Origin of the sequence: Massilia sp. GER05, from assembly GCF_052056005.1 — a bacterium.
Lineage (GTDB): Bacteria > Pseudomonadota > Gammaproteobacteria > Burkholderiales > Burkholderiaceae_D > Telluria > Telluria orientalis.
The window spans coordinates 2,983,473-3,005,003 of the sequence record NZ_CP178858.1 but is presented as its reverse complement, the minus strand read 5'-3'; the positions used below and the strand labels follow the sequence as shown (position 1 = coordinate 3,005,003).

Genomic DNA, 21,531 nt, shown 5'->3' with positions numbered 1-21,531 from the left:
GTCAATCGCCGCCGCGGTCGTTCCCGTCCAGCACGCGCAGGTAGCGCGGCGCCACGGGACCAGTCAGCCAGACGCCGTTGTCCGAGCGGTAGAACACGGCGCCATCCGCGCGCAGGCGGGCCGTGTCGACGCGCAGGATGACGGGAAAGCCGTAGCGTGCACCGACGCGGCGAGCGGTGCCGACGTCGCCCGACAGGTGCACGTGCTGGCGGTTGCCGGCACGCAGGCCCGACGCGAGGATCGACTTCAGGAAGCGGCTCGCCGTGCCGTGGTACAGCACGTCCGGCGGCTGCGCCGGCTGCAGGGCCAGGTCGACCTGGATCGAGTGCCCCTGGCTGGCGCGGATGCGGGTACGGGTGGCATCGAACGCGAAACGCTGCTTGTCGTTGTTCGCGACGACGCGATCGAGCAGTTCGCGCGCGACCGGCCTGCCATGTTCGGCCAGACGCTGCAGCAGCGCGTCGACATCGGCCCAGCCGTTGGCATCGAGCTGAAGGCCGATGCTGTCCGGGCGATGGCGCAGCACGTAGCTCAGTAGTTTGCTGGTGTCGACGATCGTATCCCGAGACATGATGTGAACAGGAGAAATGGAGTCGGCGCCAGCATACGCCAGGCTGGTCGCGACCGCCAACGCACGCGCCGACGACGCGGTGATGATTGCCGAGTCTTGACGCCTTGCGCTCAGGTAGACTTGCGCGCCATGCATCCATCACCCATTCCGGCTTCGTCGTCGCCCCGCGCGCCCGGCCTCGACCTGCTGCGCGCCATCGCCATCGGCGTCGTCATGCTGTACCACCTGTCCAGCCACGGCATCGACGTCACAGGCCCCGGGCAGCATGGCTGGATGGGTGTCGACCTGTTCTTCGTGCTCAGCGGCTACCTGATCGGGTGGCCCGTACTGCGCGACCTGGCGGCCGGACGCACGCCGGACTGGGCGGGCTTCGTCGTCGGCCGGGCGTGGCGCATCCTGCCAGCCTACCTCGCGGTGCTGGTACTGTATCTCGCGCTGCCGGCATGGCGCGAAGCCGAGTCGATGCCGCCCGTCTGGCAATTCCTCACCTTCACCATGAACGTCCTGCCCGACCACCTCACGCAGCGGGCGTATTCACACGCCTGGTCGCTGTGCGTCGAGGAGCATTTCTACCTGCTGTTTCCACTGGCCGGATGGCTGCTGGCGCGCCGCGGACGGATGCCGGGCATGCTCGCGACAGGCGCCGGCGCCGCCCTGCTAATCGGTGCCGGCATGCTGTTGCGCGACTGGGAATGGCGGCATGCGATCGCGCCGCATCTCGCGCCGGGCGGAGACGCCGCGCGGGCGGTCGCGGGCTATGTCGGCAGGATCTACAGTCCGACGTGGACGCGGATCGACGGGTTGCTGGCCGGCGTCCTGCTGGCTGCCTTGCGCGCGTTCCGTCCAGCCTGGTGGACGCGCGTGCTGTCGCACGGATGGGTGCTACTCGGCGCGGGCCTGGCGCTGCTGGCTGCAGCGGCGCGGGTCGATGTGCTTGGCCGTGGCGGTGCCGTTTTTCTCTATCCGCTCGTGGCCCTCGGCTGTGCCTGCCTACTGCTCGGTGCGCTGAGTCCGCGTACGCCGCTCGGATGCCGGGCGCTGCCGGGCGTCCGCATGCTCGCCCTGCTCGCGTTCAGCCTGTACCTGACGCATCGCCAGGTGGTTGCGTGGCTCGACGGCGTGGCGGGCGACCTGGCGGCGAACGCACCGTTCAGCGCATTCGTGCTGTACAACGGGGCGTCGCTGGCCATGGCGGCGCTGCTGTACGTGGCGGTCGAGCGTCCGGGGCTGCGAATGCGTCGCGGCACGCCCCGGCGGCTGCCTGGTGCACTCGCGGGCTGAACTTCAGCCTGCTGCGCCGCCCTGCTCGATCTCGGCCGCCGCGCGCATCAGGATGGCGGCGATGCGCTGCTGCTCCTCGGCGGATGCGCCCGCCCGCGAGGCCAGTGCCCGCTTGAGTGCGTGGCGCGCGTCGTGCAACTCGGCACTGAACGCACCGCGTCCGCCCGGCCCCTCTTCCCCTTCGGCGAGCGCGCTGCGCATCAATTCCATCTTGCGCGCGGCCTCCTGCAGTCGGGCGAGCAGCATGTCGACGTGTTCGCGGTTCGCGTCCAGATGGGCGCGGCCGTCGTCCGACAGGGCGTAGCGCTTGCGCGTGCCTTCGAGCTCGATGGTCACCCAGCCCAGGTCTTCCATCGCGGCGAGCGCCGGATACATCATGCCGGGGCTCGGCACGTAGAAGCCGCCCGAGCGGGCTTCCAATGCCCGGATGAGCTCGTAGCCATGGCTCGGTTGTTCGGCGATGAGGGCGAGGAGCAGCAACTGCAGGTCGTCCGACGACAGCTTGCGGCCGCGCGGCAGCCCGCCGTCGTCGGAAAAGCCGAAGCCGCCCGGACCGCGGCCCCGGCCATGGTGACCGCCGGGACCGCCGGGACCATGCCGGTGGTGCGGCGCGAAGCCCGCGTGCTCGTGGTCATGATGATGGTGGTGGTGATGATGTGGATGATGGTGTGGCATGATCGCTTCCCTATATCGTAAGATACATCGTAAGATATATAACGAAGTTGATGATGTCAACCATTTTGTGCACGATGGCGCTACACTGCACCATCGAACAATTTCTGGAGACAAGATGCCGATGGAATGGGACCGCCTGGTGTCGACGATGCGCCTGGGCCGCGAGGATGACCGGGGCGACGGCGGCAGCCGTACCGAATACATGCGCGACTGGGACCGGCTCGTGTATTCGAGCGCGTTCCGGCGCCTGCAGGACAAGACGCAGGTGTTCCCGCTATCGGACAGCGATTACGTGCGCACGCGCCTCACGCACAGCATCGAAGTGTCGTCGGTGGGCCGTTCGCTGGGCATGCTGTGCGGCGAATTCATCAAGGAGCGCGAGCCGGCGTTGTCGATGGCGCCGCAGGACTTCGGCAGCATCGTGGCGGCCGCCTGCCTCGCCCACGACATCGGCAACCCGCCATTCGGCCATTCGGGCGAAGCTGCGATCCAGTCATGGTTCGCCGAGCACAAGGAACGCTGGCTGACCGACCTCAACGAGCGCGAACGCCAGGATTTCCTGCGCTTCGAGGGCAATGCCCAGGGCTTCCGCCTCGTCACGCGTCTGCAAAATGCCGTCGACCACGGCGGCTTCCAGCTCACCTGTGCCGTGCTCGCCGCGTTCATGAAATACCCGCGCGCCTCCGACGTGCCGTCGGCCAGGGACAGGATCAGCGAAAAGAAATTCGGCTACTTCGCGGACGACGCGGCAACGGCCGAACGGGTCGCCACCCGGGTCGGCCTCGTGCGCAAGGGCCCGGGCGCCTGGACGCGCCATCCGCTCGCCTTCGTGATGGAAGCGGCGGACGACATCTGCTACGGCATCGTCGACCTGGAGGATGGTCACCGGCTGGGCCGCGTGTCCTTCGACGAGGCGCGCCAGCTGCTGTGGCCCCTCGCCTTCCCGGACGGCGCGGCCGCGAGCCCGTCCTACCGGCAACTGGCCGACGACACGGGCCGGGTGGAATACCTGCGCGCCCGCGCCATCGGCCATCTCATCGGCGCCGCGCTGGAGGTCTTCCGCGAGCATTACGACGCGATCATGGACGGCCGCTTCGAGCAAGACCTCGCCGGGGCATCGCGCTTCGCGCCCGAACTGAAGGCGATCGCGACGCTGTCGCGCGAGCGGATCTATGCGACGCCATCCGTGCTGCAGATCGAGGCGGCCGGTTTCGAGATCCTCGGCGGGCTGCTGGGCAAGATCGTGCCGGCGCTCGTCAAGCCGGAAGCGGTCCGGTCGGCGGCCGACCGCAAGATCGCGCAAATCATCCCGCAGCAATTCAGCCGCGGCACGACGCCGTACGCGCGCCTGCTCGGGGCGACCGACTATATTTCCGGGATGACGGACGGCTTCGCGCTGAAGCTGTTCCGGCGCCTGCACGGCATCGAGTTGCCGGGCACGATCGTTTAAGCGGCTTGGTCGAGCACGCGGCGCACCTGGCGCGCCCGTTCTTCCACGCTGCCTTGCACAACCGTGTACGGGATGCGGCGGGCGTCGAGATCCTTGAGCACGAGTCGCTGGATGCGCCCGCGCCACGCCTCGTTCTCGCGCACGTCCTGTTCCTCGTACGGGATGTCGTCCGCGCAGACGAACGTGTGGGCATAGCGCGCGCGGCATTCGTCGGCGCAGCGCAGCAGCTCGGCCGGCGGCGGGTCGCCGACCTGTCGGAACTCGATGCCCAGCAGCAGTGTCGTCAGCGCATTCGTGTCGACGAACAGCCAGCGCCGCGCCTGCGCCATCGCCGCATCCTCGGCGGCGCGGTGCCTGACGGCGATCTCGACGTAGTCGTCCGGACCCAGCTTGCCCTGTTTTTCTTCCCAGATGAAGCGGCCGATCTCGGGCACCGCGACCGTGTCGTAGGCACGTGCCAGGTGCTCGGACAACGTCGACTTGCCCGTCGATTCCGCGCCCACGAAGACGATGCGCTGCACCGTGCTGCCCTGCTCCACCATATCCCGCCTGCCGATCCACCGCTATAAGGAACGCAATCGTAGCCGAGACCCCGCATCCCTACAACCGACCGGTTATCATGCTGACATGACACAGCCCATCCACGCCGACGGTTTCCTGCTGCGCCCCCTCGTCCCGGACGACGCGCCGGCGATGGCGGCGGCCGTCCGCGAATCGATGGCGAGCCTCGGACCGTGGATGCCCTGGGCCCATGCCGCTTACGACGATGCCGATGCGCTGGCCTGGATCGCGTTCTGCGATGCCGCGCGTGCCGATGGCAGCGCGCACGAGTTCGGCATTTTCCGGCCGGACGGCCGGCACTACGTCGGCGCGGCCGGCCTCAACCAGTTCAATCGCCTGCACGGCTTCTGCAACCTCGGCTACTGGGTGCGTACCTCGGCCCAGGGCGAGGGCGCGGCGCTGGCGGCCATCCGGGCACTGTCGCGTCATGCGTTCGAGCACCTGGGCCAGTCGCGCGTCGAAATCGTCGTCGCCGACGGCAACGTGCCGAGCCTCGGCGTTGCCCGCAAGGCCGGGGCCGTCCATGAATGCCTTGCGCGCAACCGACTCAACCTGCACGGGCGCGCCGTCGCGGCGCACGTGCTGTCGTTGATTCCGGCCCTTTAAAACAGATCCAACTGCGCCGCCGCCGCGCTGGTAGGCTTGACGATCGTCTTCGGCACCACGGGCGGCCGCTTGAACTGCGAGCCGTCCAGCTTGTGGAAGCGCCCCATATAGCCATCCAGGCCCAGGCGCTTGATGGCCTTCGTGAAGCGCTGGCGAATCAGGTCGGCCCAGATGCCCTCGCCCGTCATGCGTTTGCTGAAGTCGCTGTCGTAGTCCTTGCCGCCGCGCATGTCGCGGATGCGGTTCATCACGCGCTGGGCGCGGTCGGGGAAGTGGGCGTGCAGCCATTGCTGGAACAGCGGGTTCACTTCCCACGGCATGCGCAGCACCGTGTAGTGCGCGCCGACGGCGCCGGCGTCCTTCGCGGCTTCCAGGATGCGCTCGATTTCCGGTTCCGTGATGAACGGGATGATCGGCGCGACGCTCACGCTGACGGGGATGCCGGCTTCCGTCAGCGTCCGGATCGCGCGCAGGCGGCGGGCGGGCGCGGCCGCACGGGGCTCGAGCGTGCGCGAGATTTCGCCGTCCAGCGTCGTCAGGGTGATCGCGGCGCAGGCCAGGCCCTTCTCGGCCATCGGCGCGATCAGGTCGATGTCGCGTTCGATCAGCGACGACTTCGTGATCAGGCCATACGGGTGGTTGCATTCGCCCAGCACTTCGAGCACCTCGCGCGTGAGGCGGCGCTCGCGTTCGCAAGGCTGGTACGCGTCGGTGTTGACGCCGATGGCAATGTTTTCCGGGACGTAGCCCGGCCGTGCCAGCTCGCGCCGCAGCAGGTCGGCCGCGTTCACCTTCGCGTAAAGGCGACTCTCGAAATCCAGGCCCGGCGACAGGCCCAGGTAGGCGTGCGTCGGCCGCGCGAAGCAGTAGATGCAGCCGTGCTCGCAGCCCCGGTACGGGTTCAGCGACACGCTGAACGGGATATCCGGCGACGTGTTGCGGCTGAGGATCGATTTGGCGATCTCGTCAGTGACGGTCGTCTTGAGGGGCGCCGGTGCCTCGTCCTTTACGCCAGGCACGGTCCAGCCGTCGTCGAACCGCTCGCGGCCGTTCACTTCGTAGCGGCCTTGAAGATTGGTAACGGCGCCACGACCTTTGATTGGCCCGTGGATGGGCACGACCTCGGCGGACTTTTGCGGGAACGGCAACACCACCTGGCTGACCGCCCGACTTGCGTTTGCTTTGTTGACCCGATTCACACGGCGCTCCTTAAGTACTGTATGTTTATACAGTATAGTACGCCGATGTCAGGATGGGTTCAAGCACAAAAAAAGAGCAGCTTGTTGTTGCACAAAACCGTCAAACGCTTGCAGTAGAGACCGGTACGCGTCGGCGTCGCTTTCCATTTGGCCAAGTGCCAGCGCGGCCGCTTCCAGTGTCGACAACTGGTGCGGCGCATGCGCCTTGCGGATCCGATAAGCCGACGCGGGCACGTCGTGCAGCGCCAACCGGGGCAGCTTTTGCAGTTCGGGATTTACATGGAGCATCTTGCGGCTCTTGCGCCAGGTGGCGTCCAGCACGACGAGCCGCAGCCGTTCGGGCGGCGCCGGTGCGAGCACGGGCGGCACGAAGCCGGGCGTTTCGGGATACAGCAGCACGGGCACCCGCCCATCCGCGTGCAGCAGCGCCTGCAGATCAGCGAACGTCTCGCCCACTTCGAGGCGGCTGCCGGGCAAGCACAGATGCAGCAGCCGCGCACTGTTCTTGGCGTTGCGCACCTCGAGCGGATGTTGCAGGATCAGCAAGTCGACACGGCTGGACAGCGGCCGCACCCAGTGGCAGATGCAGGCGCTCTGCGCGCGCAGGCAGGCGGCGCACGTTGCGCGCCTTGTGGAAGAGGATGAAGCGGTCATGGACGGCGATTGTAACGCCGCCGCCAGGCCGTCACTGGCTGCCCATGCGCTGGCCGGTATGCGGCGCATCGTCCGAGGTGACGGGCGCATCCGGCCGCACGGTCCTGAGCGCCCGGCTCCACGCCACCACCTGGTCCAGCATGGCATCCACGGACTGCTCGTGGTGCCCGGCCGGATTGAAGGTCGTGCCATTCTCGAAGTCGGTGCGCAGCGACAGCATCACCTGCGCGCGCACGTCGGCCACCATCAGCTCGCCCATCACGAGGCGCAGGCTCTCGATGGCGCGCGCGCCGCCCGCGCTGCCGTAGCCGACGAAGCCCGCGGCCTTGTTGTTCCACTCCTTGTACAGGAAATCGATGGCGTTCTTCAGCGCGCCGGACGTGCCGTGGTTGTACTCGGGCGTGACGAACACGTAGCCGTCGAAGCCGGCGATGGCGGCGGCCCAGGCCTGCGTGTGCGGCTGCGTGTACTGTCCCAGCGCCGGCGGCACCGGCTCGTCCAGCAGCGGCAGGTTGAAATCCTGGATGTCGACCAGCTCGAACACGGCGTCCGCGCGCATGCCCGCGATGTCCAGCACCCAGCGCGCCACGTCCAGCGCCTTGCGGCCCGGCCGGGTGCTCCCGACGATGATTCCGATCTTGATCATGTGCGCTCCTCCATGGTCGTTATTGATGCCAGCCGCCGCCCAGCGCGCGGTACAGGTCGACGTGGGCCTGCAGCCAGGCGGCGCGCAGCTGCAACGCGGCGTTCTCCGCGGCGAAGGCGTTGCGCTGGGCGTCCAGCTCTTCCAGGTACGACGAATAGCCGTTGCGGTAGCGGTTGTGGGCGATCCTCAGCACCTCGCTTGTGGCCACCCGGCGCGCCTCGGCCTCGTCCAGCTGCTCGCGCAGGCGCCGCACGGCCGTCAGCGCGTTCTCCGTGTCGGCGAACGCATTGCGTACTGCGGCTTCGTACGCGAACACGGCGCGGTCGCGCAGCGAGGCGCTGATCTCGGCCTGGGCGCGCAGCCGGCCCGCGTCGAACAGCGGCGCCAGCACGCTGCCGCCCACGCTCCACAACCTTGTCGGGGACGACAGCAACGTCGGCAAATCGTTCGCGTACGCACCCAGCGACGCCGTCAGGCGCAGAGAAGGCAGCATCTGGTCGCGCGCGGCCGCGAGGCTCGCGTCGGCCGCGGCGAGCGCGCGTTCGGCCGCCGCGATGTCGGGACGCCGGCGCAGCAGTTCGGACGGCAGCCCCGGCTGGATCGCGGGCGCGTTGAGGCGCGTCAGTTCGGTACCGCGTCCGACGGGGCCGGGATTGGCGCCGGCGAGGATGTCGAGCGCGTTTTCCTGCTGCGCGATCGCCCGCTCCAGCTGCGGCACGACGGCGGCCGTCGCACGGTATTCCGCCTCGGCCTGCGACAATTCCAGGCGCGAGCTGTAGCCGACCTCGAACTGGCGCCGCGCCAGGTCCAGCGAGCGCTGGCGCGATGCCAGGGTGGCGCGGGCGAGGTCCAGCTGGGCGTCGAGGCCGCGCAGATTCAAATAACCGGACGCCGTGTTCGCCGCCACCGACAGCGCCGTCGCGTCCGCCGCCGCCTGTTGCGCGGCGTAGTCCAGCCGCGACGCTTCCGTCAGGTTGGCCGTGCGTCCGAACGGATCGAGCTCATAGGCGGCCTGGAACGCGCCCTGCAGCGACGTCGTATCGATCGGCGTGCCGAACGGCCCGATCACGCGCGCCCGCGTGGGCGTGAACCCAACGGACAAGGCAGGCTGCTCGGCCGCGCGCGCCACCTGGACGCGCGCCCGGTATTCCTGCAGCCGCGCCTGTGCCGTGCGCACGTCGTTGTTGCGCTCCAGCGCCTGCGCGACGAGGCGGTCCAGCGCGGGATCGGCGAACGCATGCCACCAGTCCCGTTCGACGGGCGCGCCCGGCCCGACCTGGCCCCGCCACGCGGGCGGCACGCTCAAGGTCGCCTGCGGCGGCGGCGGCACGGGGATGCGGCAGCCGGCCAGCAGCGCCGCGCAGGTGGCGAGCATGAGCACCCGCTTCATCGAGCGTTCCCCGTGGACCCGGGCGTACGCGTGGGCGCAGGGGCGCCCACCCTACCGGCCTTCGTGTCGATGCTGGCCACCACCGACATCCCGGGCCGCAGCCGCGTGGCCAGTTCCTGGTTCGGGTCGATGCTGATGCGGACCGGAATCCGCTGGGCGATCTTGACGAAGTTACCCGTCGCATTGTCCGGCACGATCACGGAAAACTCGGACCCCGTGGCCGGCGCGATCTGCTCGACGTGGCCGCGCAGCTTCGCGTGATTCAGCGCGTCGACGGTGAACGTAACGGGCTGGCCCAGCCGGACGTCGGCCATCTGCGTCTCCTTCATGTTGGCGACGACCCACATCGCCTGCGGCACGAGCGCCGTCAGCTGCGCGCCGGCGTTGACGAACGCGCCGAGGCGCACGCTGACCTGCCCCAGCTGGCCGTCGCGCGGCGCGACGATGCGGGTATTCGACAGGTCGATCTCGGCCAGCCGCACGGCCGCCTCCGCGTTCGCGACCGCCGCTTCCAGCGACGCGCGGTTGACCTCCACGGTGCGCAGGTTCTGGCGCGAGATCTCGAGGGCCGCGCGCGCCTGCTCGGCGGCGGCGACGGTCTGCGCGCGGGTGGCGCGGGCGGCGTCGCGTTCGCGCGCGGACAGCGAACCGTCGGCCGCCAGTTCTTCCACGCGTTTCAGGTCGGCATTCGCGCGCTGCGCCTGGGCGGCCGCGTTGGCGACGGCGGCCTGGTTCTGCTGGATGGTGGCGCTGGCCGTGCCGCGGCTTTGCGCGAAGTTCGCCAGCGCGGCGCGCGTGGTCGCCAGCTGGGCCTTGGCCTGGTCCAGTCTCTGCTGGTAGATGCGGTCGTCGATGCGCATCAGCAGCTGGCCCTGGTGGACCACCTGGTAATCCTGCACGTCCACTTCGACGATGTAGCCGGACAGTTGCGGACTGATGATCGTCACCTGCCCCCGCACGAGCGCGTTCTCCGTCGTCTGCAGCGCGCTGTGGAACGGCGGCAGGTTCCAGGCATACAGCACGATCAGGACGCCGATCAGCGCGATGAAGGCGAACAGCAGGCCGCTCGCGATGACGTGGCGGTTCGATGTTTGTTGGGTTGGCGTCGTTTCCGGCATGGTCGGGGCTCGGTTCAGGTTGGGACGGCCGGCGTCGGCTGGGGCGGCCGCGGCGCCGTGCGGCGGTCGCCGGACGGGACGGCGATCGGCGAATCGGTCGGCTCGGGCGGCGCCGGCACCGGCACCGGCGCCGGCGGTGGCGGCGCTACGTATTTCAGCCACAGCGAGCGGCCGAAGATCCACGCGGCCAACAGGGTGGCGATGATGGAAATCAGGAGGAACACGTCGTTGTAGGCGAGGATGTTGGCTTCCCGCGCGGCCGTCTGCGTCAGCACGGAGATGCCCTGGCGCGTGCGCGCGGACGGGTCCGCGAGCTGGCGCGCGTACGCCGCCCCGTACTGCTGGATGCGCGCGGCGACGAGCGGATCGAGCGAACTCAGCTGCTCGGCCAGCACGGACGAGTGGTATTTTTCGCGCATCACCTGGAACGTGCCCAGCAGCGACGAGCCGATCAGTCCGCCCAGGTTCTGCGTCAGGCCGAACAGCACGGAAAAGCTGATCAGGTTCGCGGGATTGGCGATCACGGACCCGAGCAGCGTAAGCAGCAATGGCCCGAGGAACATCACGCCGCCGAACGCCAGCAGGCCCTGGCTCACGTACATCTGGGCGGGGCGCGTGGCGTTGGTCGCGTTCGAATCGATCCATGCGCCCAGCGCCATGATCAACAGCGCCACCACCTGCGGCGCCATCAGGTGCGGCGGCCGGGTGACCAGCACCGAAACGACGATGCCGAGGATGGTCGCGAGCAGGATGACGATGAACAGCGTCTGCATCTCGTCGTTGTTCAGGCCCACGAGGCGCAGGAAGCCGACGGCGCCCACGCTCTGCTCCGACAGCACGACGCGCACGAGCATCAGCGCGATGGACAGGCGCAGGATCATGCCGTTGGTCAGCCAGCGGATGTTCAGCAGGGGGTTGTCGCGGTTGTGCTCGACGCAGATCGCGGCCAGCAGCAGCACGATGGACACGGCCAGCGCGATGCCCACCCATGCATTCTCCGTCCACCACAGCACGCGGCCGAACGTGAGCGCCGCGCACAGCAGCGCCATGCCGGGCGCGAACAGCGAGAACGTGAGGAAATCCGCCGGCCGGAACGCCCTGAAGCGGTCGCCCGGCGGCAGCTTCAGCCACAGCACGGCGGCCAGGGTGACCAGCGTGAGCCCGAGCTCGAACAGATACAGTCCGCGCCATTCCGCGATCTGCAGCAGGCTCCTGGAAAAGATGTAGGCGATCGGCTGGGCCAGCTGCGCGATGCCGGTCGAGATCACGATCCCGCGCGGCCGCCACTCCTTTTTGAAAGCCTGCAGGCTGTAGTACAGGCCCAGCGTCGACAGCGCCGCGCCCGCCATGCCGTGGGCCGCGCGCACGGCGATCGCGGAGCCCAGGTCGTTGACGAACAGGTGCGCGAACGTGATCAGGGCATACAGCACGAGGAAGAACTCGGTGAATGCGCGCAGGCCGAATTGCTGGCGGAATTTCACCAGCAACAGGTTCATCGACACATTGGTCATGACGTAGGCCGTCGGCAGCCAGTTGACTTCGGCCGCGAAGACGCCCAGCGTGCCCTGCAGGTTGACGAGGTTGACGGTGACGAGCGCGTTGCCGAGGCCGCCCGTGATGGTCACGAGCGTGCCGATCAGGAAATAGGCGACGCGGCGCGGCGTCGAGTGCTTCGGAAACGATGGTCCGCCCGGCAGCGTGGGGCGCTCGTCGGGATGCCACTGGCGCGGCGCGTAGTCGGCGTCGCTCATGGGTTCTCCAGCAGCCGCCGCAGGTCTTCCAGCACGGCCGCCGCCGCCGCCATGGCGCCGGCATCCAGCCGCGCGACCGTCAGGCGCCGCAGCGCATCCGCTTCCGCGTGGACGCGGCGCGCCACCGCCTCGCCCTGCGGCGTGAGCGCGATGCGCTTGACGCGGCGGTCGCCCGGCTCCGAACCGCGCCGCACGAGGCCGCCCGCGACGAGACGGTCGAGGGTCGTCACGAGCGTGGCGCCGTCCACGCCGAGCCGGCGCGCCAGTTCCCGCTGCGACGGCGGTTCGGGGCTGTCGGCCACGGCCGTCAGCGCGTTCCAGCCGGCCATCGTCAGCCCGTTCGCCTTCAGGTGGCGTTCGAGCGCGAGGCGCCAGGCGCGCGCGCTGCCTTGCAGCGCTTGCAGGAAACGGTCGTCGGGGTCGTCGGTAGTCATGTCAGTTAAACATGGGTATCCCAATCGTTGGCCATCCAGATTATCTGCCTGTTATGGCAAATGTGGCCACACGTGAAGATTTAGTTCGAGATTTGGTTAATTGGACATTGCTCTGAGAAATCACCGTGCTTAGAATCAATTCATTCCGCGAGGCAATCAGTTCTCGGGGAAAAGTGCAAACCCGGTGTCGCTCCAGAGTCTTCCATGCTTAAAGTCCGCCCTTCCGTTCGCAAACTGACGTCCGCCTTCATCGCCGCCCTGGCCCTGCTGCCGGGTCTCGCCATCGAACAAGAGCTTCAGCTCGACTATCGGATCAACGAGCACATCGTCCTGATCCCGGCCGGCCAGGACCATCAGGCCCGCCTGGAAACGACCGTGTTCCAGCCGAACGGCCCAGGGCCCTTCCCGCTCATCATCGTCAACCACGGCAAGGATCCGGGTCACCCGAACCTGCAGCCGCGCGACCGCTTCTACCACATGGCCCACGCCTTCGTGGAACGCGGCTATGCCGTGATGGTGCCGATGCGCCAGGGCTTCGCCAACTCGACGGGCTATTACCGCGACCATGGCTGCGACATGACGGCCAACGGCTACACCCAGGCCGAGGACATCAAGGACACCCTCGAATACGCGCGTGCGCAGAAGTGGGTCGACGCGGACCATATCGTCGTCGCCGGCCAGTCGTACGGCGGCCTCGCGACGATGGCGCTCGGCACCGAGGACCTGCCGGGCGTGCGCGGCCTGATCAACTTCGCGGGCGGCCTGCGCGACGACAGCAACGGCTGCGGCTGGCGCTCGGCCCTCGTGTCGGCCTTCGCCGAGTACGGGTCGCAGAACAAGCTGCCGAGCCTGTGGATGTACGGCCAGAACGATTCGCTGTTCTCGCCGGAACTCGTGGCGCGCATGCACGACGCGTTCGAACAGGCCGGCGGCCGCGCCCAGCTCGTCGAGTACGCCCCGTTCAAGCGAGATTCGCATGGAATGCTGGCCAGCCGCGACGGACAAAAGGTATGGCTGGCCGACACGATGCACTTCCTGCAGCAGATCGGCATGCCGACCAGGGTCGTGTACAAGGTGCCGGAACCGCCACAGCCGCAGGCGACGAACTTCGCCGTTATCGAAGACGTCGAGGCCGTGCCGTTCCTGTCCGAGAACGGCAAGCGCGCCTACCGCGAATACCTGACCAAGATGACGCCGCGCGCGTTCGCCGTGTCGCCCAGCGGCGCCTGGTGCTGGGCCGAGGAAGGCGAGGATCCGGAAGCCCGCGCCCTGGCCACCTGCTCGGCCAAGAGCGACAAGCCGTGCCGCCTGTATTCGGTGGACGAGCACGTCGTGTGGAACCCGGACCTGGCCGAGAAGGCTGCCGTCACGGCATCCAATACGCCGGCCCCGGCCACGCCGGGCGATGGCGCGGTGGGCAATGCGGCGGGCATGACGGCGGCGAACTGATCGCTGGGTGCGGGGCCCCCCCGCGCCCACGCGTAACGTCAACGAGCCGCATACGCCCGCGTGGGCGCAGGGCGCCCACCTACGCAGCGCGCAAACGACACCTGCGCCATTCTGTTGCACTGCAACACGCCATTCGCCGTCCCGGTCGAGGCAGCGCAAACTCCGTGCCGCATATCAAACCGACAATGGGCTCGCCACGTCCAATGGAGAGTCACATGTTGCGACTGACGAAGTCCTGCGCCTGCGCGCTGCTGGCGCTTGCCGCCTTGCTGGGCACGCCCGCGCGCGCCACCAACAACGATCCCGTCGTGCTCGTGCACGGCGTCCTCGGCTTCGGGCCGGAATCGCATCCGCTCGGCAGCTTCCTGTACTGGGGCGGCTACGGCAACATCGCCGCGCACCTGACCGTCTACCACGGCCCGCATACCGTCTTCACGGCCCAGGTGGGCGCAATCGCGTCGAACTGGGACCGCGCCGCCGAGCTGTATGCCCAGATCAAGGGGGGCTGCGTCGACTATGGCGCCCACCACGTGGCGCGCTACGGCTATCCCGGCCAGGCGCAGAAGCCGGCCGGCAAATGCTGGGCCGCGGACCCCGCCAACAATCCGGAAAACTACCCGCTCGCGTTCTACCCGCAATGGGATGCCGCGCACCCGGTCCACATGATCGGCCACAGCCAGGGCGGCACGACGATCCGCGCCCTGGTCCAGTTGCTGGAACACGGCTCGCCCGACGGCGACGAGGGCGGCGGCGAACTTTATCAAGGCGGCAAGGTCGGCTGGATCAGGAGCGTCGTGACGATCTCCGCGCCACACGACGGCACCACGTTGCGCGATGCCGTAGTGGACGTGCTGCCGAACCTGCGCAGTCCATTGCGCGACATCCTCGACAACGAACTGGCCCACTGGGAACTGGCGCCGGACGGCGCGCGCGAATTCAACCGCTGGGCGCTGACGTCGCCGTCGGTCTATTATTTTTCGGTGGGGACGCTGGCGACCGAAGCCGGCGCCTGGTGCTGCAACGGCACGGACCGCGTGCTCGCGCCCGTACAGAACGTCCAGTTCCAGTATCCGCGCGCGGACATGATCCCGTACTTCAAGCTGTTCGCCGGCGAATGGATCGTCGGCTCGCTGGCCCAGCCGGGCATGGGGTCGTACACGCAGAACGCGCCGGGCCGCGTGCGCATCGACAGCGCCTGGTTTCCGAACGATGGCGTCGTCAACACGGTGAGCATGCGCGCGCCGAGCGGGCATCCGGTGCGCGACTACGACGGCAAGGCCGTCAGGGGGACGTGGAATTTCCTCGGCAATTACCGCGGCTACGACCATTTCGACATCCTGAACTGGCCGAACAACGGGCCGTCGGCCGACCCGGTCTACGAGCGGATCAGCGACATCATCTTCGGGTTGTAGACCTTACATGGCCGACCGCAAGGTCCGCGCCAGGTCCGACAGCCGATACGGCTTGTTGACGAACGCGAACTCGTTGAGGTCGACGCCATGCCGCTGCTTGAGGGCCGGCAGCGGATAGCCGGACGCGAGCATGATCTTGGTGGCCGGATAATGCTCGCGCGTGTAGCTGGCCAGCTCGATGCCATTCATGCCGTTCGGCATCACGACGTCGGTGAACAGGATGTCGATGTCGCGCTGTTCCATCACGTCGATCGCTTCCTGCCCGCTGGCGGCCGTGACGACCTCGTAGCCCATGCTCGTGAACAGCGACGCGGCCACGTCCATCAGGTCCGGCTCGTCCTCGACGATGAGGACGCGCTCCGTGTGCTCGGCCTGGGCCTCCTCGGCGGGATTGACGACGGCCGGCAGGTAGATCGCGATCGTCGTGCCTTCGCCCGGCATGCTGTCGATGGCAACCTCGCCGCCCGACTGCTTGATGAAGCCGTAGACCTGCGACAGGCCCAGGCCGGTGCCCTTGCCCACTTCCTTCGTCGTGAAGAAGGGTTCGAAGGCGCGCGCCACGACGTCCGGCGGCATGCCGGTGCCCGTGTCGCTGACGGTCACGCGCACGTATTCGCCCGGCGCGAGGCCGGCCGGATGCTGGCCGTCCGCCACGATATTGCCCGTCGCGATGACGAGGCGGCCGCCCTCCGGCATCGCGTCGCGCGCGTTGACGACGAGATTCAGCAGCGCCGATTCGAAGCGGGCGCTGTCGATCAGCGCATTGTGGGCCTTGCGGTCGAGGTCGATCACGAAATCGATGGACGGATTGCCCGCGCGGCGCAGCACGGTCTCGAAGCCGCGAATGACGGCATTGAGGTTGCGCGTTTCCGCCTGCAACGGTTGCTGGCGCGCGAACGCGAGCAGTTGCTGCGTCAGGCGCGCGCCGCGGTCGATCGCGCGCCGCATCGATTCCAGCGTGCGCGCATCGCCCTCGCCCCGCTGCAGGTTCAGCACCTCGATGCCGCTGGACAGCACCGACAACAGGTTGTTGAAATCGTGCGCGACGCCGCCCGTGAGCTGGCCGATGGATTCCATCTTCTGCGCCTGGTACAACGCGATGCTGGCCTTTTCCAGCGCCTCGTCGGCCTTCTTCTTTTCCGTCAGGTCGCGCGTGATCTTGGCGAAGCCGAGCAGTTCGCCGTCGTCGCCGCGGACGGCGTCGAGCACGGCATGGGCCCAGAACCGCGAGCCGTCCTTGCGCACGCGCCAGCCCTCGGACTCGTAGCGGCCCACCGCGGCGGCCGTGTCCAGCGCGCGCTTCGGGATGCCCTCGGCCTGGTCCTCCGGCGTATAGAAGCGCGAGAAATGGCTGCCGACGATCTCTTCCTGGCGATAACCCTTGATGCGCTCGGCGCCTGGGTTCCAGTTGGTGACGGTGCCTTCCGGCGACAGCATGAACAGCGCATAGTCGGTGACACCGTTTACGAGCAGGCGGAAGCGCTGCTCGCTTTCCCGCAGCGCATCCTCGGCGCGCTTGCGCTCGGTGACGTCGCGCGTCACCTTCGCGAAGCCGAGCAGGACGCCCTCCTCGTTGTAGATCGGATCGATCACCACGTGGGCCCAGAACCGCGAGCCGTCCTTGCGCACGCGCCAGCCCTCGGCTTCGTACTTGCCCTCCGCCAGCGCGAGCGCCAGCGCCCGCGCGGGCTTCCCCGCTTCGCGGTCCTCCGGCGTGTAGAAGCGCGAGAAGTGCTCGCCCAGGATCTCTTGCGCGACATAGCCCTTGAACCGGTTGGCGCCGGCATTCCAGCTGCTGACGTAACCGTTCGGATCGAGCATGTAGATGGCGTAGTCGCTGATCCCGGAGATCAGGTACTGGTAGCGTCGCTCGTCGGGCCAGGATTGCGTGGGGGTCAGGTCGTTCATTTACTACGGCTGAATGCGCTCGGAATAGGGTCAAAACCGGGTCATCATACACCGCAGGAAAAAGCCTTGCGCGCGTTGCGATTAACGAATTTCACATTGTCAATTTTAGGATTTTATTGGGCAAGAAAACTTGCATTGACGATGCATCTTCACCAAAAATCACCGGAATTGATGAGTGTTATTACACCGCAAAATTTTCGCGGAACCATGCCGCCGTCGTACCGTCGGCCGGAAAAAACGATTCCAGCCGCAACTCGTGCACAGTGACGTCGTGCGGCGTGCCGAGCGTCGTGATCGTCGTGAACAGGTTCAGTTCCACACCCTCGTGGGCGATCGTCAGCGGCAGGAACGGCAGCGCGCGCCGGTCGAGGTTCGGCACGTGGCCGTCGGACAGTCCCGCCATCCCGGGCAACGCGGACAGTTCGGCCAGCAGCGCCGTCGCCTCGCTGCCCGGCCCGTCCGCCATCGCTTCCCGCTGGATCCACAACAGGCTGTCCGCGCACACGGCCTCCCAGTTGACGAGGCGCGGCCGCAGCCCGTTCGGGTCGAGCATCAGGCGCAGCACGTTGATGGAGCCGTCGCGCGGGATGGCCGCGTCCGGCGGCAGGCCCAGCAGCCACTTCATGAAGCCGGCGGCGGGCTCGTTGAACATCACGAGATTCCACAGCCGGTCCACGACGAGGGCCGGAAACGGCGCCTGCTGGCGCAGCATGAAGTCGAGCGCCTGCATCACGGACAACAGTTCCGGATCGGACAGGTTGCGCTCCTGGTAGGCGGGCGCGAAACCGGCGGCGAGCAGCATCGCGTTTCTCTGGCGCAATGGCACGTCGAGCACGATGCCGAGTTTCAGGACCAGGTCGCGGCTCGGCTGCGCCCGTCCGCTCTCCAGGAAACTCAGGTGCCGCTGCGAGACGCCGCCATCCACGGCAAGACGCAGCTGGCTGTAGCCGCGCCGCGTGCGCCAGTAGCGCAGCGCCGAGCCGAAGTCGCTGAAGTAGCCGTCGCCGCGCGCGTCCGCGTGTCCATCCTGCATCGTGATCCCCTGTTGATGTAAAAGCGTCAATTTAGACCTCCGCACGGATGAACTCAAGCAACTCGCCATTGACCTGCTCCACGTGCGTGAGGAACATGCCGTGCGCGGCGTCTTCGTGGACGACGAGGCGGCAGTCCGGCACGAGGGCGGCGGTGCGGCGCGCGGTCAGCTCCAGCGGCGCGGAGACGTCGAGTGCACCGGCGATCACGAGCACGGGCACGTCGACGGCTTCCAGTTCCGCCTCCATGCTTGACGCCTCCACACAGAGGTGGCAATCGTGCAGCGCCTGGAGCGAGCATTGCAGGGCCATCTGCGCGAGCCAGTCGCGCATGCGCGGGCCGGCGCCGGGCACGAACGGCTCGACGTTCTCCTCGATCCAGCGCGGGAAGTCGTGCAGCAGCTGCGTGCTGCGGAACTGTTGCAGCAGCGCGGGGTCGACCCCGTGCGGATTCGATGCGGACAATGTGATGCCCGGCGTCATCGGCCCGAGCAGCGCGACCTGCGTCACCCGCGCGCTGCCGTGGCGCGTGAGGTAGCGGACGATCTCGTTGCAGCCCATCGAATGCCCGACCAGCACGACGTCGCGCAGGTCGAGGGCTTCGATGACGGCCGCGATGTCGTCGGCCAGCGTGTCGAGGTCGTAGCCGCCGCCCGGGTCGGACGAGCGGCCGTGGCCGCGCCGGTCGAAGGCGATGCAGCGCAGGCCCTGCCGGCACAACGCCATCATCTGGTAGCCCCAGGAATCGGAGCACATCGACCAGCCGGCCACGAACAGCACGGGCCGGCCGCGGCCCCAGTCGCGGTAGTACAGGTTGACGTCGCCGGCGATGATGGTGTTCGGGGCGGCGGTGTAGGCGCGGGTGTGTCGCTGCAGGGTCATGATGGTCTCCTTCGGTGGTTGACGTTGGAGCCAGTGTGCCCGGCGGCGTGCGGCGCGGCGATTACCTCCCAGGTAATGACGGCTGTCGTCGAATTTCCCATTTCTACGGCGACAAGGCCATCAACACACCCGCGCAATTCGCCGGATTCGCGCGAATCGATGAGGTATCGTTGTATGAACGCCGGACGGACGCCCAACTTTTCAATGTAAAATGCTGCACTTGCAACCCGACGTTTCCGACGCCGTTGACCACCCATGACCCAGGCCGCCACCGTCCTCGACCTGTCGACCTGCGACGAGGAACCGATCCGCACGCCCGGCAGCATCCAGCCGCACGGTTTCCTGCTGACGCTCGCGCCCGACCTGGCCGTGCTGCAGGCCAGCGCCAACCTGGGCGACTGGACCGGCGTCGCGGCGGGGGACGCCGTCGGGCAGCCGCTGGCGGCCGTGATCGGCGCCGCGGCGGCGCAGCGTATCGCGCCCGAGCTGGCGGCCGACCTGGGCCCGCGCCCGTACTACGCAGGCACGATCACGACGGCCAACGGCCACCACTTCGACGTGCTGGCCCACAAATGGGATGGCGTGACCATCGCCGAATTCGAAGCCGTCGACCGCGCGGAAGCGGCGGATTTCCGCCACTTGTACCCGCTGATCGGCGACTTCCTGCTGAAGGTGAACGACGCGACGGGCATCGAAGCGCTGGCGAGCCTGGCGTGCCAGCACATCCGCTCCGTGACGGGTTTCGGGCGTGTGCTCGTCTACCGGTTCGACGCGGACGGCCACGGCCACGTGATGGCGGAAGCGCGCGACGAACGCTGTCGCTCGTACATGGGGCAGCACTTTCCCGCGTCCGACATCCCGGCGCAGGCGCGCGAGCTGTACAGGCTGTCGCGCATCCGCCTGATCCAGGACGCGACCTACGTGCCCGCCCCGCTCGTGCCGGCGCTGAACCCCGTCACGGGCCGGCCGAACGATTTGTCGTTCGCGGCGCTGCGCAGCGTGTCGCCCGTGCACCTGCAATACATGCGCAACATGAACACGCTGGCGTCGATGTCCGTGTCGCTGATGGTCAAGGGCAAGCTGTGGGGCCTGGTCTCGTGCCATAACGAAGAACCGACCCCGGTCACCTTCGAAAAGCGCACGGCGTGCGAGCAGCTGGGCCAGATCCTCGCGCTGTGCATCGAATCGCGCGAGGACGCGGCCGACCTGCAGTTCCGCCTCGAAGTGCGGCGCACGATGGTGTCGATGCTGGCCGGCCTCACGCAGGGCAGCGACTTCGTCGAGAACCTGGCCAATGTGTTCCCGGACCTGCTGCGCTTCGCGCGCGCGTCGGGCGTGGCGATCATGGTCGACGACCGCGTCCTCACGTACGGCGACACGCCGGAGGAAGACGACATCCGCGCCCTCGTCGACTGGCTCACGCTGCACGACCACGGCGACGTGTTCCACAGCGATAAACTGTCCGCGCAGTATCCGCCGGCGGCGCGCATCGCGCGCAACGCCAGCGGCCTGCTCGCGATGCCGATCTCGCGCATCCACAAGCACTACCTGCTGTGGTTCCGTCCCGAGTGGGTACACACGATCGAGTGGGCGGGCAATCCGCACGGGAAAGTGCCCACGCGGGGCGCCGGGTCCGGCGCCCCGCCCACGCAGCTGTCGCCGCGCACGAGCTTCAAAGCGTGGCGCGAGACGATCGTCGGCACGAGCCAGCCGTGGCACCAGGGCGAGATCGAGATGGCGCTGGAATTCCGCACCGCCCTCCTCGGCATCGCGCTCGAACGCGCGGAGCAGATGGCCGAACTGGCCGAGGAACTGGGCCGCGCGAACAAGGAACTGGAAGCGTTCTCGTACTCCGTGTCGCACGACCTGCGCGCGCCGCTGCGCCACATCGTCGGCTTTGCCGACCTGCTGCTCGAATCGGCCGGCGACGAGGACGCCCAGCAGCGCCAGCGCTTCCTCAAGAACATCAAGGAAGCCGCGCGCCTGGCCGGCAAGCTCGTCGACGACCTGCTGTCCTTCTCGCAGATGGGCCGCGCCTCGCTGCGCCCGACGACGGTCGACATGCACGACCTCGTCGCCTCCTGCCGCGACAAGCTGGCGCTGGAAACGCGCGGCCGCAACATCGAGTGGAACATCGGCACGCTGCCGGAAGCCTGGGCCGACCCGACGTTCCTGCATCTGGCCCTGTTCAACCTGCTGGCCAATGCCGTCAAGTTCACGGGCCAGCGCGATCCGGCCGTGATCCGCATCTCTGCCGAAGACCATCCGCACGAGACGGTCTTCCACGTGGCGGACAACGGCGCCGGCTTCAACATGGAATACGTGCACAAGCTGTTCGGCGTGTTCCAGCGCCTGCACCGGATGGAAGATTTCCAGGGGACGGGCATCGGCCTGGCGAACGTGCGCCGCATCGTCGAGCGCCACAACGGCCGCGTCTGGGCCGACTCCGTGCAGGGCGAAGGCGCGACGTTCTCGTTCGCGCTGCCCAAGCCAGACTCATCTCATTGAAAGTT

19 protein-coding genes are annotated in these 21,531 nt (G+C 67.9%); 6 read left to right on the top strand and 13 right to left on the bottom strand.

Translation table 11 applies throughout. From position 1 onward, the window contains the following. Position 1: 1 nt before the first annotated feature. Complete coding sequence (locus tag ACL58G_RS13415) at positions 2-571, bottom strand: RNA 2'-phosphotransferase (protein WP_413384191.1); 570 nt, start codon at positions 569-571, stop codon at positions 2-4. Between the two features lie 129 nt (positions 572-700). Here ACL58G_RS13415 and ACL58G_RS13410 point away from each other — a divergent pair, with 129 nt between their 5' ends. Beyond that, on the top strand, positions 701-1,852 hold the full coding sequence (locus tag ACL58G_RS13410; RefSeq protein ID WP_440967305.1) for an acyltransferase family protein: 1,152 nt from the start codon (positions 701-703) through the stop codon (positions 1,850-1,852). A 3-nt stretch (positions 1,853-1,855) separates the two neighbouring features. Here ACL58G_RS13410 and ACL58G_RS13405 read toward each other — a convergent pair whose 3' ends face one another. Then, positions 1,856-2,527 (bottom strand): PadR family transcriptional regulator, encoded by a 672-nt coding sequence (locus ACL58G_RS13405; protein ID WP_413384187.1) that lies wholly within the window; start codon positions 2,525-2,527, stop codon positions 1,856-1,858. 115 nt (positions 2,528-2,642) lie between these two features. Here ACL58G_RS13405 and ACL58G_RS13400 point away from each other — a divergent pair, with 115 nt between their 5' ends. After that, positions 2,643-3,977, top strand: coding sequence for a deoxyguanosinetriphosphate triphosphohydrolase (locus ACL58G_RS13400; RefSeq protein ID WP_413384185.1), 1,335 nt, complete (start codon positions 2,643-2,645; stop codon positions 3,975-3,977). On the opposite strand, the gene ACL58G_RS13395 is transcribed toward ACL58G_RS13400, so the two are convergent. Continuing rightward, positions 3,974-4,519, bottom strand: coding sequence for an AAA family ATPase (locus ACL58G_RS13395; protein WP_413384183.1), 546 nt, complete (start codon positions 4,517-4,519; stop codon positions 3,974-3,976). The two genes, ACL58G_RS13400 and ACL58G_RS13395, sit on opposite strands and share 4 nt — an antisense overlap. A gap of 85 nt (positions 4,520-4,604) precedes the next feature. On the opposite strand from ACL58G_RS13395, the gene ACL58G_RS13390 reads away from it, so the two are divergent. Beyond that, positions 4,605-5,144: a GNAT family N-acetyltransferase gene (locus ACL58G_RS13390; protein ID WP_413384181.1), complete on the top strand. Its 540-nt coding sequence runs from the start codon at positions 4,605-4,607 to the stop codon at positions 5,142-5,144. Here ACL58G_RS13390 and ACL58G_RS13385 read toward each other — a convergent pair. From ACL58G_RS13385 to ACL58G_RS13355, 7 genes are all read right to left on the bottom strand, one after another. Then, positions 5,141-6,292 carry a PA0069 family radical SAM protein gene (locus ACL58G_RS13385; RefSeq protein ID WP_413385975.1) on the bottom strand — a complete coding sequence of 384 codons (1,152 nt, stop codon included), beginning with the start codon at positions 6,290-6,292 and terminating at the stop codon, positions 5,141-5,143. The genes ACL58G_RS13390 and ACL58G_RS13385 overlap by 4 nt on opposite strands. Before the next feature lie 99 nt (positions 6,293-6,391). Beyond that, a complete protein-coding gene (locus ACL58G_RS13380) occupies positions 6,392-6,997 on the bottom strand; it encodes a tRNA-uridine aminocarboxypropyltransferase (RefSeq protein WP_413384179.1) in 606 nt (201 codons plus the stop codon). A 31-nt stretch (positions 6,998-7,028) separates the two neighbouring features. Next, entirely contained in the window at positions 7,029-7,643 is a 615-nt protein-coding gene (locus tag ACL58G_RS13375) for an NADPH-dependent FMN reductase (protein WP_413384177.1), read from the bottom strand. 19 nt (positions 7,644-7,662) lie between these two features. Then, a complete protein-coding gene (locus ACL58G_RS13370) occupies positions 7,663-9,033 on the bottom strand; it encodes an efflux transporter outer membrane subunit (protein WP_413384175.1) in 1,371 nt (456 codons plus the stop codon). Then, a complete protein-coding gene (locus ACL58G_RS13365; protein ID WP_413384173.1) occupies positions 9,030-10,151 on the bottom strand; it encodes an HlyD family secretion protein in 1,122 nt (373 codons plus the stop codon). Before ACL58G_RS13365 ends, ACL58G_RS13370 begins: the two co-directional genes overlap by 4 nt. Before the next feature lie 14 nt (positions 10,152-10,165). Continuing rightward, positions 10,166-11,902, bottom strand: a complete 1,737-nt coding sequence (locus ACL58G_RS13360; protein WP_413384171.1) for an MFS transporter — start codon at positions 11,900-11,902, stop codon at positions 10,166-10,168. Next, the gene (locus tag ACL58G_RS13355; protein WP_413384169.1) at positions 11,899-12,336 is read right to left on the bottom strand and encodes a MarR family winged helix-turn-helix transcriptional regulator; all 438 of its coding nucleotides are present in this window, start codon (positions 12,334-12,336) and stop codon (positions 11,899-11,901) included. The genes ACL58G_RS13360 and ACL58G_RS13355 overlap by 4 nt, the downstream gene beginning before the upstream one ends. Before the next feature lie 204 nt (positions 12,337-12,540). Between ACL58G_RS13355 and ACL58G_RS13350 the strand changes: the two genes are divergently transcribed. Then, positions 12,541-13,785 (top strand): dienelactone hydrolase family protein, encoded by a 1,245-nt coding sequence (locus ACL58G_RS13350; protein ID WP_413384167.1) that lies wholly within the window; start codon positions 12,541-12,543, stop codon positions 13,783-13,785. Between the two features lie 215 nt (positions 13,786-14,000). Then, entirely contained in the window at positions 14,001-15,197 is a 1,197-nt protein-coding gene (locus ACL58G_RS13345) for an esterase/lipase family protein (RefSeq protein ID WP_413384165.1), read from the top strand. Between the two features lie 3 nt (positions 15,198-15,200). Here the strand turns inward: ACL58G_RS13345 and ACL58G_RS13340 are convergent, their stop codons facing one another. The 3 genes from ACL58G_RS13340 to ACL58G_RS13330 form a co-directional block, all read right to left on the bottom strand. Continuing rightward, entirely contained in the window at positions 15,201-17,105 is a 1,905-nt protein-coding gene (locus tag ACL58G_RS13340; RefSeq protein ID WP_413384163.1) for a hybrid sensor histidine kinase/response regulator, read from the bottom strand. A 181-nt stretch (positions 17,106-17,286) separates the two neighbouring features. Then, a complete protein-coding gene (locus ACL58G_RS13335; RefSeq protein ID WP_413342544.1) occupies positions 17,287-18,138 on the bottom strand; it encodes a helix-turn-helix domain-containing protein in 852 nt (283 codons plus the stop codon). Between the two features lie 31 nt (positions 18,139-18,169). Then, positions 18,170-19,018, bottom strand: coding sequence for an alpha/beta fold hydrolase (locus ACL58G_RS13330; protein ID WP_413384161.1), 849 nt, complete (start codon positions 19,016-19,018; stop codon positions 18,170-18,172). Between the two features lie 255 nt (positions 19,019-19,273). Between ACL58G_RS13330 and ACL58G_RS13325 the strand changes: the two genes are divergently transcribed. Next, positions 19,274-21,526, top strand: coding sequence for an ATP-binding protein (locus tag ACL58G_RS13325; protein WP_413384159.1), 2,253 nt, complete (start codon positions 19,274-19,276; stop codon positions 21,524-21,526). Positions 21,527-21,531 lie beyond the last annotated feature (5 nt).

Excerpts from the sequence above, each read along its gene's own strand:
- ACL58G_RS13415 (WP_413384191.1), bottom strand. The coding sequence starts at position 571 with ATGTCTCGGGATACGATCGTCGACACCAGCAAACTACTGAGCTACGTG.
- ACL58G_RS13410 (WP_440967305.1), top strand. The coding sequence starts at position 701 with ATGCATCCATCACCCATTCCGGCTTCGTCGTCGCCCCGCGCGCCCGGC.
- ACL58G_RS13405 (WP_413384187.1), bottom strand. The coding sequence starts at position 2,527 with ATGCCACACCATCATCCACATCATCACCACCACCATCATCATGACCAC.
- ACL58G_RS13400 (WP_413384185.1), top strand. The coding sequence starts at position 2,643 with ATGCCGATGGAATGGGACCGCCTGGTGTCGACGATGCGCCTGGGCCGC.
- ACL58G_RS13395 (WP_413384183.1), bottom strand. The coding sequence starts at position 4,519 with ATGGTGGAGCAGGGCAGCACGGTGCAGCGCATCGTCTTCGTGGGCGCG.
- ACL58G_RS13390 (WP_413384181.1), top strand. The coding sequence starts at position 4,605 with ATGACACAGCCCATCCACGCCGACGGTTTCCTGCTGCGCCCCCTCGTC.
- ACL58G_RS13380 (WP_413384179.1), bottom strand. The coding sequence starts at position 6,997 with ATGACCGCTTCATCCTCTTCCACAAGGCGCGCAACGTGCGCCGCCTGC.
- ACL58G_RS13375 (WP_413384177.1), bottom strand. The coding sequence starts at position 7,643 with ATGATCAAGATCGGAATCATCGTCGGGAGCACCCGGCCGGGCCGCAAG.
- ACL58G_RS13370 (WP_413384175.1), bottom strand. The coding sequence starts at position 9,033 with ATGAAGCGGGTGCTCATGCTCGCCACCTGCGCGGCGCTGCTGGCCGGC.
- ACL58G_RS13365 (WP_413384173.1), bottom strand. The coding sequence starts at position 10,151 with ATGCCGGAAACGACGCCAACCCAACAAACATCGAACCGCCACGTCATC.
- ACL58G_RS13360 (WP_413384171.1), bottom strand. The coding sequence starts at position 11,902 with ATGAGCGACGCCGACTACGCGCCGCGCCAGTGGCATCCCGACGAGCGC.
- ACL58G_RS13355 (WP_413384169.1), bottom strand. The coding sequence starts at position 12,336 with ATGACTACCGACGACCCCGACGACCGTTTCCTGCAAGCGCTGCAAGGC.
- ACL58G_RS13350 (WP_413384167.1), top strand. The coding sequence starts at position 12,541 with ATGCTTAAAGTCCGCCCTTCCGTTCGCAAACTGACGTCCGCCTTCATC.
- ACL58G_RS13345 (WP_413384165.1), top strand. The coding sequence starts at position 14,001 with ATGTTGCGACTGACGAAGTCCTGCGCCTGCGCGCTGCTGGCGCTTGCC.
- ACL58G_RS13340 (WP_413384163.1), bottom strand. The coding sequence starts at position 17,105 with ATGAACGACCTGACCCCCACGCAATCCTGGCCCGACGAGCGACGCTAC.
- ACL58G_RS13335 (WP_413342544.1), bottom strand. The coding sequence starts at position 18,138 with ATGCAGGATGGACACGCGGACGCGCGCGGCGACGGCTACTTCAGCGAC.
- ACL58G_RS13330 (WP_413384161.1), bottom strand. The coding sequence starts at position 19,018 with ATGACCCTGCAGCGACACACCCGCGCCTACACCGCCGCCCCGAACACC.
- ACL58G_RS13325 (WP_413384159.1), top strand. The coding sequence starts at position 19,274 with ATGACCCAGGCCGCCACCGTCCTCGACCTGTCGACCTGCGACGAGGAA.